We start from the raw sequence: 13,361 nt of genomic DNA on the forward strand, positions 1-13,361 counted from the left end.
CGAGGAGGAACCGTGTTCCGCAGCGAGTACGCAGACGTCCCGGCCGTCGAACTGCCCATCCACGAGGCCGTTCTGGGCCGCGCCGCCGAGTTCGGGGACGCACCTGCCCTGATCGACGGCACCGACGGCACCACACTCGGCTACGAGCAGGTGGACCGGTTCCACCGGCGCGTCGCCGCCGCGCTCGCCGAGGCCGGCGTCCGCAAGGGCGACGTGCTCGCCCTGCACAGCCCCAACACGATCGCCTTCCCGACCGCCTTCTACGCCGCCACCCGCGCCGGCGCCTGCGTCACCACCGTCCACCCCCTCGCCACACCGGAGGAGTTCGCCAAGCAGCTGAAGGACTCCGCGGCCCGCTGGATCGTCACCGTCTCCCCGCTGCTCCAGGCCGCGCGGCGGGCCGCCGAACTCGCCGGCGGCATCGAGGAGATCTTCGTCTGCGACAGCGCGCCCGGGCACCGCTCACTGATCGACATGCTGGCGAGCGCCGCCCCCGAGCCGGACGTCCGCATCGACCCCGCCGGGGACGTGGCCGTCCTGCCGTACTCGTCGGGGACGACCGGCATCCCCAAGGGCGTGATGCTCACCCACCGGCAGATCGCCACCAACCTCGCCCAGCTCGCGCCGGCGATCACCGCCGGCCCCGGCGACCGCATCCTCGCCGTACTGCCCTTCTTCCACATCTACGGCCTGACCGCCCTCATGAACGCGCCCCTGCGCCAAGGCGCCACCGTCGTCGTCCTGCCCCGCTTCGATCTGGAGACGTTCCTCGCGGCCATCCAGGAACACCGCATCACCGGCCTGTACGTGGCTCCGCCGATCGTCCTGGCGCTCGCCAAGCACCCGCTCGTCGCGCAGTACGACCTGTCGTCGCTGAAGTACGTCGTCAGCGCCGCCGCGCCGCTGGACGCCCAGCTCGCCGCCGCCTGCTCGCGGCGGCTGGGCCTGCCGCCCGTCGGCCAGGCCTACGGTATGACCGAGCTGTCCCCCGGCACCCACGTCGTCCCCCTCGATGCCATGCACCGGGCCCCCGCGGGCACCGTCGGCCGGCTCATCGCCGGCACCGAGATGCGCATCGTCTCCCTCGACGACTCCGGCAAGGACCTCGGCACCGGCGAGCCCGGCGAGATCCTCATCCGGGGCCCCCAGGTCATGAAGGGCTACCTCGGCCGCCCCGACGCCACCGCCGCGATGATCGACCCCGACGGCTGGCTGCACACGGGGGACGTCGGCCACGTCGACGAGGACGGCTGGCTCTTCGTCGTCGACCGGGTCAAGGAACTCATCAAGTACAAGGGCTTCCAGGTCGCCCCCGCCGAACTGGAGGCCCTCCTGCTCACCCACCCCGGCATCGCCGATGCCGCCGTCATCGGCGTCCCCGGCGACCAGGGCACCGAGATCCCGCGCGCCTACGTCGTGCGCCAGCCGGAGTCCGACGGCCTGTCCGAAGGGGAGGTCATGATGTACGTCGCCGAACGCGTCGCCCCCTACAAACGGATACGCCAGGTCACCTTCGTCCACACCGTCCCGCGGGCCACCTCAGGCAAGATCCTGCGCCGGCAGCTCAGGGAGCACACGTCATGACCCTCGTCGGCCGCACCCGTGACCGGGGCGTGGAAACCCTCAGCCTCGACTCCCCGGACACCCGCAACGCGCTGTCCGCCGCCCTCGTCACCGCCCTCGCCGACGCCCTCGCCGACTGCGGCAAGGACGGCGACGTCCGCGCCGTCGTCCTCACCCACACCGGGAACACCTTCTGCGCGGGCGCCGACCTGCGGGACCCGCCCGCGCCGGACGCACTGGTGGCGCTGCTGCGGCAGATCGTCGAACTGCGCAAGCCCGTCGTCGCGAGGATCACCGGTCATGTCCGCGCGGGCGGCCTCGGCCTGCTCGCGGCCTGCGACATGGCGGCGGCGTCCCGGCAGGCCACCTTCGCCTTCACCGAGGTCCGCATCGGCGTGGCCCCCGCGGTGATCTCCCTGCCGATCCTCCCGCGCGCCGACCCCCGCGCCCTGGCCCGCTACTACCTCACCGGTGAGCGCTTCACCGCGTCCGAAGCGGTCCGCGTCGGCCTGCTGACGGCGGAGGGCGAGGACGTCGACGTGACCCTGGAACCCGTTCTGGACGGCCTGCGCCGGGCCTCCCCCCAGGGCCTGGCCGAGACGAAGGCGCTGCTCACGGCTAGGGTGCTGGAAGCATTCGATCGGGACGCGGCCGACCTGACCGCGCTCTCGGCCCGGCTGTTCTCCTCCCCGCAGGCCGGCGAGGGGATGACGGCCTTCCTAGAACGACGGGATCCGGTATGGGTGCTGCGAGCACAGTAGAAGGCGATCGCCTCCCCAAGCAGGACCGCAGCCGTGCCACCCGGCAGCGGTTGCTGGAGGCCGCGGTGGCCTGCCTCGCCGAACACGGCTGGGCGGGCTCCACCGTCTCCGTCGTCGCCGAACGCGCCGGCGTCTCCCGCGGTGCGGCCCAGCACCACTTCCCGACCCGGGAGGACCTGTTCACGGCGGCCGTGGAGTACGTCGCCGAGGAGCGCTCGCTGGCTCTGCGTGCCCTGTTCCCGCAGGGTGCGCAGGCCGGCGACCGCCGCGCCGTCGTCGCCGCGCTCGTCGACCTCTACACCGGTCCCCTCTTCCGCGCCGCACTCCACCTGTGGGTCGCCGCCTGCGACGAGGAGCAGCTGCGTCCGCGCGTCACGGAGCTGGAGGCCCACGTGGGCCGCGAGACCCACCGCATCGCCGTGGAGCTGCTGGGCGCCGACGAGTCCCGCCCCGGCGTCCGCGAGACCGTGCAGGGACTGATGGACATGGCCCGCGGACTGGGCCTGGCCAACCTCCTCACCGACGACCGGGCCCGCCGGGACCCGGTCGTGGCGCAGTGGGCCCGACTGCTGGACGCGGCGCTGGGCTGACGGGCCCTGCCCGGCCGGCGCCGGTGGCCACGGTCACCGCGGGCACGGCTGCTTCGCCTTCGCCCACTCGGCCCCGGAGTTCCGGGACCGGCCGGAGCCCACCGACGGCTTGAGCCCCCGCCCCTCCCGGGTCCTGGACGGCCGCCGCACGGTCCGGGTGCGGGTCCGGCCCCGACGGGGCCGCGGGCTCAGGGGCTCAGCCGCTCCACCCGCCAGGTCCCGTCCTGCTCCACCGTGTACCGCAGCCGGTCGTGCAGCCGGTTCGCCCGGCCCTGCCAGAACTCCACCTGCTGCGGCGCCACCCGGAAGCCGCCCCAGTGCGGCGGCACCGGCACCTGCTCGCCCTCCGGGTAGCGGGCCGCCAGTTCCGCGTACGCGGCGTCGACCTCCGTACGCGAGGTGATCACACGGGACTGCGCACTCGCCCACGCGCCCAGCTGCGAGCCGTGCGGCCGGGAGCGGAAGTAGGCGGCCGTCTCGTCCCGCCCGGTCCGCCGCGCCACGCCCTGCACGATCACCTGCCGGGCCATCGCGTGCCAGGGGAACAGCAGGGACACGTGCGGGTTCTCCGCCAGGTCACGCGCCTTTCGGGAGCCGTAGTTGGTGTAGAAGACGAAACCCTGTTCGTCGAAGTGCTTCAGCAGCACCGTGCGCGAGCCGGGCCGTCCCTCGGCGTCCGCCGTGGAGACGATCATCGCGTTCGGCTCGAACAGGTGGGCTTCCGTCGCGGCCTGCTGGAACCAGCGCGCGAACTGCTCCACCGGGGTGGCGGCCAGCTCGGACTCGGTCAGGCCCTCGGCCCGGTACTGCTTGCGCATCGAGGCGGGGTCCGGAGCGAGGGAGTCGGTCGGATCGAGGGGGCGGTCGTCTGGGTCGGTCACGCGGTCATCTTGCCGCATACCAGGTCCTCGCCGGGTCCCCGTTCCGCAGACCGGTCCGGAACGTATGGTGGCACTGAGTGCCGCGAAAGCTGCCCAGATCTGGCACTCGGGGATATGGTGCTGATGCCGCCCCGCGGGGTGACAGTGGGGATGACCCCCCATCGGACCGGGCATCACACGGCCAACCACCCGGCACCCGAGCCGCTCCACCCCACATCGGTCCAGACCGCGGAGGTCGCGTCCCACACCCCTACACGATCCGTCCCACCCCCACGATCCGTCGCACACATCATGAGGAGCCGCCTGATGTCCGACTTCGTACCCGGACTCGAGGGAGTCGTCGCGTTCGAGACGGAAATCGCCGAACCCGACAAGAAAGGCGGCGCCCTCCGGTACCGCGGCATCGACATCGAGGACCTGGTCGGCCACGTCTCCTTCGGCAACGTCTGGGGCCTGCTGGTCGACGGTGCGTTCAACCCGGGCCTGCCGCCCGCGGAGCCGTTCCCCATTCCCGTCCACTCCGGTGACATCCGCGTCGACGTGCAGTCCGCGCTCGCGATGCTGGCGCCCGTGTGGGGTCTCAAACCGCTGCTGGACATCGACGGGGCCCAGGCCCGCGCGGACCTCGCCCGCGCCGCCGTCATGGCCCTGTCCTACGTCGCCCAGTCCGCCCGCGGCCAGGGCCTGCCCATGGTCCCGCAGCGTGAGATCGACAAGGCGAGCTCCGTCGTCGAACGCTTCATGATCCGCTGGCGGGGCGAGCCCGACCCCAAGCACGTCGCCGCCGTGGACGCCTACTGGACCTCCGCCGCCGAGCACGGCATGAACGCCTCCACCTTCACCGCGCGCGTCATCGCCTCCACCGGCGCGGACGTCGCGGCAGCCCTGTCGGGCGCCGTGGGTGCGATGTCCGGCCCGCTGCACGGCGGCGCCCCCTCCCGCGTCCTCGGCATGATCGAGGAGATCGAGCACACCGGCGACGCCGACGCCTACGTCAAGAACGCCCTGGACCGCGGCGAACGCCTCATGGGCTTCGGCCACCGCGTCTACCGTGCCGAGGACCCCAGGGCCCGCGTCCTGCGCCGCACCGCCCGCGAACTCGGCGCCCCCCGGTACGAGGTCGCCGAGGCCCTGGAGAAGGCGGCCCTGGCGGAGCTGCACAACCGCCGCCCCGACCGCGTCCTCGCCACCAACGTCGAGTTCTGGGCGGCGATCGTCCTGGACTTCGCCGAGGTCCCGGCGCACATGTTCACGTCCATGTTCACCTGCGCCCGGACGGCGGGCTGGTCGGCGCACATCCTGGAGCAGAAGCGCACCGGCCGCCTGGTCCGCCCCACCGCCCGCTACGTCGGTCCGGGCCCGCGCAGCCCCCGCGACGTCGACGGCTACGCGGACCTCACCGAGCAGTAGCCGTAGGCGGGACACCGCCGCCCGCCGGTACGGCGTCCCGCCGGGCCCATCAGCCGTGTGTGATGCCGTGGCGGTGTACACGGGGCCCACCGCCCCGTGTCGTGCCGTGGTCGCGGCACCGGCGTACCGCGCCTCCGGAGAACGCAGACGACCCGCGAGTCCGGCCCTCCTGGGGAGGGGCCGGCCGGACGTACCGGCGACTCGCGGGTCGGGTGACTGCTGGGATCGGGCCGGCTGCACGCGTCTGTCACGTGCTGGTCCGGCACCGCACTGGTGTGGTGACGGACCGCTAGCCCGCAGCCACCTCACGCGTCCGGTTTCCATACATCTGCCGAACCACCTCCCTTCTCGTGTGCTCGCCACCCTAGGAACCCGACCGGCCGCGCTTCAACCACTTTTTTCCGGATCCGCCGGTTCGGGTCCTCCGGATCCGTGCGGAGGGCTCCGGACGGGAGCGCGCGCGGACCCGCCGGGGCATCGGGACGGCGCTGTGCGACGACGGCCTCGCCCACGCACGCGCACAGGGGGCCCGGGTGATCGGGACGTGCGTGCTGGCGGCGAACAGCGACGGGCTGCGGTTCGCCGAGCTGCGCGGCTCCACCGAGGTCGAGCGCTACGTGCGGGACGGCGGGAACGACACGCGGGTCGACCTCCGGCCGGACCCCGCGCCGGCGGCCGGGACCGCGTGACCAGCCGTACACGCCGCGTTTCCGCCGTACAACGATTCCTGCAATCTTGCGGGAACCCCGTGTGGGCTGTGTCACGTTCGAGTTGAATGATGACCAGTGAACGAACCGACGCGCCGTAACCGCGGACGCAGCCTGCAGGGGGTCCAGGTGAGTGCTTCCCGGCGTAGTGGGACGACGGACGAGCTGGGTCCGGACGACCCGGAGCCGCCCGAGCGGGACGGGGCGGATCTCCTCGCCGCGCTTCTGGACGGCATGGACGCGGCCCTGTGCGCCTTCGACGCCGACGGCGTCGTCACGCACTGGAACCGCGAGGCCGAGCGGATCCTCGGCTGGAGCGCGGCCGAGGCGGTGGGGCGGCAGGGCCTGGCCGGGTGGGCGGTGCGCAGCGCCGACGCCGAGGAGGTCGAGGGGCGGCTGCTGTCCGCGATGCACGCGCCGGGACGGGGGGTGCACGAGTTCGCCCTGCTCACCAAGGACGGCGGCCGGGTGCTGGTGCGCACCCAGTCCGCGGCGGTGCGTGGTCCCGACGGCAAGCCCGCCGGGGTGTACTGCGCCTTCAGCGAGGTGCACGCCCAGATCGACCTGGAGCGGTCCATCGCGCTCAGTGAGGCGCTGCTGGAGGACGCCGGCTGGGGGGTGGTCCTGGTCGACGCCGACCTGCGGCCCGCCGTCGTCAACGCGCACGCCGCCCGGCTGCTCGGCACGGGACGCTCGGCCGTCCTGGGCCGCCCGCTCGGGGACCTGCTCTCCCAGGGCGTGGAGGAACTGGAGAACGCCCTCACCCATGTGCTCGCCGATGGTGCGCCGCCCGCGCCCGCGGAGGTCTGGGTGGCGGTGCGCACTCCGGAGGGGGACCGGCGCCGCTGCTGGCGGTGCGGTTTCCTGCGGCTGGCCTCGCCGCTCGCGGAGGAGCCGGTGCCGCTCGGGGTCGGCTGGATGTTCCAGGACGTCACCGCGTCCAAGCGGGCCGAGCAGGAGGCGGCGGTCCTGCGGTTCCGCACGAACCAGTCGCACCGGGCGGCGCGGGCCGCGGCGGAGTGCGAGGACCCGGCGGAGGCCGCCACCGTGCACCTGGACTTCGCGCTCGCCGGTTTCGCCGACCACGCGGTGATCGACCGCGTGGTCGGCGGCGCGCTGTCGGACGCCGACGCCGCCGGGCCGGTCCGCCTCGTCCGGGCCGCGGCCACCCCGTCCGGACCGCCCGGCCCGAGCCTGCTACTGGACGACGGATCCGGCCTGCCCGTCCGGTACGGCGCGGGGCATCCGGCGCTCCAGTGCGTGCAGCGTGCCGGGTCGGTGCGGACCGGCGCCGGGTCGGCGTCGGGCGAGGAGGCGCGGGAGTGGGCGCTGTCCCGCCAGTGGCCGGCGGACACCGTGCACGCGCTGTGCACGGTGCTGCGCAGCCGGGGCCGGACGCTCGGCGTCGTGACGTTCCTGCGCGGCGGCGGGCGCAGCGGCTTCGAGCGGTCCGACACGGCGTACGCGGAGGACGTGGCGGCCCGCATCGCCGCCGCGCTGGACCTGGCGGCAACGTCGGGCGCGGCTGCCGGTCCCGCCGGTCCCTGACCCGCGCCCCGGGCCGCCCGGCCGGGCGCGTCGCACGGGCGGTGCGAGCGGCTCCGGGTGGGGCAGGCCGGTCCTCGCCCGGCCGTGTCGCTCCGGTGGTTTGGGAGCCGGAGCCGGGGCGGTGGTGGCGCCGGGCGTCAGTTCCGGTAGAAGATCCGGTCCCCGTACTGCTCGATCACCTTGCGGTTCCAGTCGTGGCCGCCGTCGACGTTGCCCGACCGCAGGAGCGGGGGCTCGACACCGCGGTCCGCCAGGGCACCGGCGGCCGTCGCGACGACCGCCTGGAGGAGGGCGGAGGTGACGACGGTGGACGCGGGGGCGAAGGGGGCGGGGACGGTGTCGAGGCTGAGCTCCGCGTCGCCGACCGCGATCTTCGAGTCGAGCACGACGTCGCAGTGGTCCTTCAGGAACGTGCCCGAGGTGTGCCGGGACTTCGTCTCCCCCGCGTACGCCACCGACGTCACGCCGATGACCCGCACGCCGAGCGCACGGGCGTTCACCGCCATCTCCACGGGCAGGGCGTTGCGGCCGGAGAGGGAGACGATCACCAGGGCGTCGCCCGCGCGCAGCGGCGAGCTGTCCAGGACGGCGGAGGCGAGGCCGTCGACCCGCTCCAGGGCCGATCCGAGGGTGGCCGGCATGACGTCGACGCCCACGACCCCGGGGACGGCGAGCAGGTTCATCAGGGCGAGGCCTCCGGCGCGGTAGACGACGTCCTGGGCGGCGAGGGAGGAGTGGCCGGCGCCGAAGGCGAACAACCGGCCGCCCGCGGCGACGGTGTCGGCGAGGAGCGCGCCGGCCGCCCGGATGGTGCCGCGCTCCTCGTCGCGGACGCGTTGCAGGAGGCCGATCGCGGCGTCGAAGAACTGGTCGGCCAACTGGTCGCTCATCCGCGGGGCTCCTTCGCGCTGTGCGGTCCGTGTCGCGGATCACGGTGCGGTCTGGACCAGTGCGGTGTCAATACGGCGGGGGGCGGCCCGGCGGTGTGCGCCGCCCGCCCGGCGGGTCCCCGGTTCGGGCGCCGCGGCACGGTTGTCGGTGGTATCCGGCAGAATTGATGGCAGGGCCAGCGCACGCGCCGAGGTGCCGTCGAGCCTTCGGCAGATCTCATCAAGGGGCACGTATGTCCGGACTGATCGACACCACGGAGATGTATCTCCGCACCATCCTCGAGCTGGAGGAGGAAGGTGTGGTCCCCATGCGTGCCCGGATCGCCGAGCGGCTCGACCAGAGCGGTCCCACGGTCAGCCAGACGGTGGCCCGTATGGAGCGTGACGGCCTGGTGTCCGTGGCCACCGACCGGCACCTGGAGCTCACCGGCGAGGGGCGCCGGCTGGCGACGCGGGTGATGCGCAAGCACCGGCTGGCGGAGTGCCTGCTCGTCGACGTGATCGGCCTGGAGTGGGAGCAGGTGCACGCCGAGGCCTGCCGCTGGGAGCACGTGATGAGCGAGGCGGTCGAGCGCCGCGTGCTGGAGCTGCTGCGGCACCCGACCGAGTCGCCGTACGGCAATCCGATCCCGGGCCTGGAGGAGCTGGGTGAGAAGGACGGTGCCGATCCGTTCCTGGACGAGGGCATGGTGTCGCTCTCCGAGCTGGACCCGGGCGCGGACGGCAAGACGGTCGTCGTCCGCCGGATCGGCGAACCGATCCAGACGGATGCACAGCTGATGTACACGCTGCGGCGGGCGGGCGTGCAGCCCGGCTCGGTGGTGAGCGTGACCGAGTCGCCCGGCGGAGTGCTGGTGGGCAGCGGTGGCGAGGCCGCCGAGCTGGCGGTGGACATCGCCTCCCATGTGTTCGTCGCCAAGCGCTGATTCCGCGGCGGGCGGTGCGGCGGAGTCCGGGTGAGTCAACTCGTGGGGCGCGTGCGTCAGTTGTGACGTCCTCCGGTGTGCGGCTGCGGCAGGATTCGGTGTGCCGAATGGCAGCGCCGACGCCCTTCGCGTGCGAGGCTGTCGCGTGATGCGTACGACCGGGCTCGGGTGAGGCAGAGGCCGAGAGGGGGCGGGGAATGCGCCGCGGACGAGTGGAGGGCCCCGACGCCGTGCGGCGCCGGGGCCTGTCCTCCCCTGTCGTGACCCGGAGCCCCGAGCTCTCAAGGTCATCCCCCTCGGACCGGTTTCCCCGAGCGGTCCGCCTCCCGTTGAAGATCTCCCCTCGGCGGCGGCGATCATTCCTTGAGCGAGGTCACTCGAACGAGGGGTGTTGCCCGCGGAGAGAGCAGTTTTCGAATGCGCATTCGATAGTCTGCGAGTGACAGGCCGAGCGGAACGCGCGCTGCACAGGATGTGTGTGCGGCAGAGCACGGCCCGCACGGGATGCGCGAGCGCGAGGCGCAGCACACGGCACGACGGCGACAGGGCACGGCGGTACGACGGCAAGCGGCAGCGCGGAGCTAGGGGGTGCCAGGACCATGGCGCGGCGCATCGATGTGACCGGGGCGGGCGGCGTACGCCTCGCGGCCTGGGAGTTCGGCGACCCTCCCAAGGGCGAACCGGCGGCGCTCCTGCCGGAGCAGCGGGTGGCCGACGGCACCCGCGCCGGCGACCCGGGCATCGGCCCCGGCGACCACGACCGCTCCCCGGGCGTGCTGTTACTCCACGGCTTGATGGGCCGTGCCTCCCACTGGGCGTCCACCGCCCGATGGCTCTCCGAACGGCACCGCGCGATCGCCCTCGACCAGCGCGGCCACGGCCAGAGCGGCAAGCCCCCGCAGGCCGCCTTCACCCGGGAGGCCTACGTCGAGGACGCCGAGGCCGCCCTCGAACAGCTCGGCCTCGCCCCGGCCGTCCTGATCGGCCACGCGATGGGGGCGCTGACCGCCTGGCAGCTCGCCGCGCGGCGCCCCGACCTGGTGTGCGGCCTGGTCATCTGCGACATGCGGGCCTCCGCGCTCGGGGCCGCCTCGCAGCGCGAGTGGGCCGACTGGTTCAAGTCGTGGCCCCTGCCCTTCGCCACCCTCGCCGACGTCCGCAAGTGGTTCGGCGAGGACGACCCCTGGGTGGAGCGCCCGAACCCGGCCCGCGGTGAGTTCTACGCCGAGGTCATGCACGAGTCCCCCGACGGCTGGCGCCCCGTCTTCGAACCCGACCAGATGCTCCGCTCCCGCGAGACCTGGGTGTACGACGCGCACTGGGAGGAGCTCGCCCAGGTCCGCTGCCCCACCCTCGTCGTGCGCGGCCTGGACGGCGAGCTGGGGCGCGCGGAGGCGCAGGAGATGGTCCGCGTCCTGCCCCGCGGCCAGTACGCGGAGGTGGCCGACGCCGGACATCTCGTCCACTACGACCAGCCGGAGGCCTGGCGGACGGCGATCGAGCCGTTCCTGGACGCGGTGCTCGCCCCCTGAGCCCCGGCCGCCCTCCGGCCGGGCCGCCCTCCGGCCCGCACCGTCCCGGCCCCGGCGGGTGCCCGTCGGAGCCCGCCGGCGGGCGGCGTCGTGCCGGCCCGCCGGACACCGGCGGGCCGCTCGGCCGCCTCACCCCTTGCTGACCGCCGTGAGGATCTCCGGCAGCCGTGCCGCCGTGCGCGGTGCCGCGAGCCGCAGGCCGAGCACGGTGAGCACGGCCCCGTACCCGGCGCCGCCCGGCAGCAGCAGCCAGCCGAAGGCGTCGGCGTCCGCGCCGGCGTGCAGCCAGACCGTGGCGGCGATCACGGGCGCGCACAGCAGCGCCGCCGACACCATCCCGCCGAAGATCGAGATCCAGGCCAGCCCGGCCTGCCCGGGCGCCACGTTCCTGTGGCCCTCCTGCGGGATCGAGTAGGGGAACCGGGCCGACGTCCACGCGCCGGTCGCCAGCATCGCGCCCAGCAGCGCGAACGACAGGCCCAGCACCTCCGGCAGCCGCGCCCAGGCGCCGAGCAGCGCCGTCGTCACGACGGTCACGAGTGTCGCGTACGGAAGGGTGATCACCAGCAGGGCCAGCGCCCGCGCGCGCAGCTCCACATAGGCGTCCCGCGGCGAGGAGATCGTCATCGCGACCATCCAGAACGCGGACGTGTCCTGCCCGAACTGGTTGTACATCTGGATGCCGAGCATCCCGGCGGCGAAGCAGGCGAAGTAGACGGTCCCGGTGCCCTGCACGGCGTTGAACACGGGCACGATCAGGCCGATGGCGAGGGAGGTCACCCAGGCCGCCTTCGTCTTCGGATCCCGCCAGACGTAGCGCAGGGAGCGCCCCATCACGGTGCCGGTACGCCCGGCGGGCAGCAGCCGCCCCCAGCCGCGTGCCGATCGCCGTTCCCGCCCGGACGGCTCGGCGGCCCGGAGCGTCGAGCCGTCGGGTGCGGTCATCAGCCGCTCCAGGCTGCGCGCCCACACCGCCACCAGTGCCGCCAACGCGACCGCGCACAGCACCAGTTGTACGGTGGCGGCGGCGTACGAGCCGTCGCTCACCGAGTGCACCGCACCGACCGCGGCCGCCGGGGGAACCCAGCGCAGCACGTCCGTGACCGGGTCCAGCTGCCCGAGACCGGCCGAACCCAGCCGCTGGGCACCGAAGTTGACGACCTGGACCCCGACCGCGATCACCAGCCCGCTCAGCACGGCCAGGTCGCGTCCCCGGCGGCTGGTCAGCAGCCGGATGTTGGCGGCGGCGACCGCCCGGGCCAGCGCGACGCACAGCAGCAGGGCGACCGGGACGGCGAGGACCGCGACGGTGCCGGCCGCCGTCCCGTGCGCCACCGCGATCGCGGACCCCGTCAGCAGCAGCAGCGTGAACAGCGGTCCGATCCCGACCAGCGAGGCCGCGAGCAGGGCGCGGACCAGCGGGCGGGGCCGCAGCGGCAGCATCACCAGCCGCGTCGGGTCCAGCGTCTCGTCCCCGCCGGGGAAGAACAGCGGCATCACCGCCCACCCCAGCCCGAGCACCGCTGCCAGCAGCACCACCAGCGCATCGGCGTGCGCGTGCCCGCGCAGGGCGATCAGGCCGACCAACTGCAGGGCGGCGAAGAGCAGAGCGACGACCGCGGAGGCCACGTACGCGGCGCGCCGCCCGCCGGACTGCCGCAACCCGTTGCGCAGCAGCGACAGCTTCAGCCGTACGACGACGGTGGTGACGCTCATCGCGCCGCCCCGCCGCCGAGCCAGTCGAGGTCGGAGCCGGCGTCCCGGCCGCTCGCGCCGACCAGCTGCAGGAACGCCTGCTGCAGCGAGGGCGCGTCGCCGCGCACCTCGGCGAGGGGGCCCTGGGCGCGGATCCGGCCGGCGGCCATGACGGCCACCCAGTCGCACAGGGACTCGACCAGTTCCATCACGTGGGAGGAGAAGACGACGGTGGCGCCCGAGGCGGTGTACCGCTCCAGGACGCCCCGGATGGTCTGCGCGGAGACCGGGTCGACGCCCTCGAACGGCTCGTCGAGGAAGAGCACTTCGGGATTGTGGAGGAGAGCCGCGGCGAGCCCGATCTTCTTGCGCATGCCGGTCGAGTAGTCGACGACCAGCTTGTGCCGGGCCCCGGCGAGGTCGAGGACGTCGAGGAGCTGCGCGGCACGTTTGTCGACCTCGGCGCCGGGCAGGCCGCGCAACCGCCCTGTGTAGGACAGGAGTTCACTTCCGGAGAGACGCTCGAAGAGCCGGAGGCCCTCCGGCAGCACGCCGATGCGGGCCTTGACGGCGACCGGGTCCCGCCACACGTCGCGGCCGACGACCTCGACGACGCCCTGGTCGGGCCGCAGCAGTCCGGTCACCATCGACAGCGTGGTGGTCTTCCCGGCACCGTTCGGTCCGACGAGGCCGACGAACCGCCCGGCCGGCAGCTCCAGGTCGATCCCGGCCACCGCGACCTGCTGCCCGAACCGCTTCCAGAGCCCCTGCACGCGTACGGCAGCCGGGCCGGCCGCTGAGATTCCCTCCGTCATGGGGCAACCCTACGACCGGGCTGCCGCCCGCAGGGCGCGGGTG

General features: G+C 73.9%; 12 protein-coding genes. 8 read left to right on the top strand and 4 right to left on the bottom strand.

The window, feature by feature from the left end; all coding sequences use genetic code 11:
• Positions 1–12: 12 nt before the first annotated feature.
• The 3 genes from I3F54_RS02350 to I3F54_RS02360 are packed head-to-tail and all read left to right on the top strand — an operon-like array spanning position 13 to position 2,914.
• On the top strand, positions 13–1,584 hold the full coding sequence (locus tag I3F54_RS02350; RefSeq protein ID WP_240116853.1) for a 4-coumarate--CoA ligase family protein: 1,572 nt from the start codon (positions 13–15) through the stop codon (positions 1,582–1,584).
• Entirely contained in the window at positions 1,581–2,324 is a 744-nt protein-coding gene (locus I3F54_RS02355) for an enoyl-CoA hydratase family protein (protein ID WP_240116854.1), read from the top strand. Before I3F54_RS02350 ends, I3F54_RS02355 begins: the two co-directional genes overlap by 4 nt.
• A complete protein-coding gene (locus tag I3F54_RS02360; RefSeq protein ID WP_240116855.1) occupies positions 2,303–2,914 on the top strand; it encodes a TetR/AcrR family transcriptional regulator in 612 nt (203 codons plus the stop codon). Before I3F54_RS02355 ends, I3F54_RS02360 begins: the two co-directional genes overlap by 22 nt.
• Positions 2,915–3,102: 188 nt before the next feature.
• Here I3F54_RS02360 and pdxH read toward each other — a convergent pair whose 3' ends face one another.
• Positions 3,103–3,813: a pyridoxamine 5'-phosphate oxidase gene (gene pdxH, locus I3F54_RS02365; protein WP_240116856.1), complete on the bottom strand. Its 711-nt coding sequence runs from the start codon at positions 3,811–3,813 to the stop codon at positions 3,103–3,105.
• A 288-nt stretch (positions 3,814–4,101) separates the two neighbouring features.
• Between pdxH and I3F54_RS02370 the strand changes: the two genes are divergently transcribed.
• The 3 genes from I3F54_RS02370 to I3F54_RS02380 all read left to right on the top strand — a co-directional run bounded on the left by I3F54_RS02370 (position 4,102) and on the right by I3F54_RS02380 (position 7,460).
• Positions 4,102–5,205, top strand: a complete 1,104-nt coding sequence (locus tag I3F54_RS02370; protein WP_240116857.1) for a citrate synthase 2 — start codon at positions 4,102–4,104, stop codon at positions 5,203–5,205.
• Positions 5,206–5,738: 533 nt separating this feature from the next.
• Positions 5,739–5,894, top strand: a complete 156-nt coding sequence (locus tag I3F54_RS02375) for a hypothetical protein (protein ID WP_308373032.1) — start codon at positions 5,739–5,741, stop codon at positions 5,892–5,894.
• Positions 5,895–6,041: 147 nt separating this feature from the next.
• Positions 6,042–7,460 carry a PAS domain-containing protein gene (locus tag I3F54_RS02380; RefSeq protein WP_240116858.1) on the top strand — a complete coding sequence of 473 codons (1,419 nt, stop codon included), beginning with the start codon at positions 6,042–6,044 and terminating at the stop codon, positions 7,458–7,460.
• Between the two features lie 137 nt (positions 7,461–7,597).
• On the opposite strand, the gene I3F54_RS02385 is transcribed toward I3F54_RS02380, so the two are convergent.
• Positions 7,598–8,350 carry an SIS domain-containing protein gene (locus I3F54_RS02385; protein WP_240116859.1) on the bottom strand — a complete coding sequence of 251 codons (753 nt, stop codon included), beginning with the start codon at positions 8,348–8,350 and terminating at the stop codon, positions 7,598–7,600.
• Positions 8,351–8,583: 233 nt separating this feature from the next.
• Here I3F54_RS02385 and I3F54_RS02390 point away from each other — a divergent pair, with 233 nt between their 5' ends.
• Both I3F54_RS02390 and I3F54_RS02395 read left to right on the top strand, forming a co-directional pair.
• Complete coding sequence (locus I3F54_RS02390; RefSeq protein WP_240116860.1) at positions 8,584–9,276, top strand: metal-dependent transcriptional regulator; 693 nt, start codon at positions 8,584–8,586, stop codon at positions 9,274–9,276.
• 599 nt (positions 9,277–9,875) lie between these two features.
• A complete protein-coding gene (locus tag I3F54_RS02395) occupies positions 9,876–10,808 on the top strand; it encodes an alpha/beta fold hydrolase (RefSeq protein WP_240116861.1) in 933 nt (310 codons plus the stop codon).
• A gap of 129 nt (positions 10,809–10,937) precedes the next feature.
• Here the strand turns inward: I3F54_RS02395 and I3F54_RS02400 are convergent, their stop codons facing one another.
• Both I3F54_RS02400 and I3F54_RS02405 read right to left on the bottom strand, forming a co-directional pair.
• Positions 10,938–12,524 (bottom strand): transporter, encoded by a 1,587-nt coding sequence (locus tag I3F54_RS02400; protein ID WP_240116862.1) that lies wholly within the window; start codon positions 12,522–12,524, stop codon positions 10,938–10,940.
• A complete protein-coding gene (locus tag I3F54_RS02405) occupies positions 12,521–13,318 on the bottom strand; it encodes an ABC transporter ATP-binding protein (RefSeq protein WP_240116863.1) in 798 nt (265 codons plus the stop codon). The genes I3F54_RS02400 and I3F54_RS02405 overlap by 4 nt, the downstream gene beginning before the upstream one ends.
• Positions 13,319–13,361 lie beyond the last annotated feature (43 nt).

This window comes from Streptomyces sp. MUM 2J (genome assembly GCF_022414535.1).
In the GTDB taxonomy this organism is placed as follows: Bacteria; Actinomycetota; Actinomycetes; order Streptomycetales; family Streptomycetaceae; genus Streptomyces.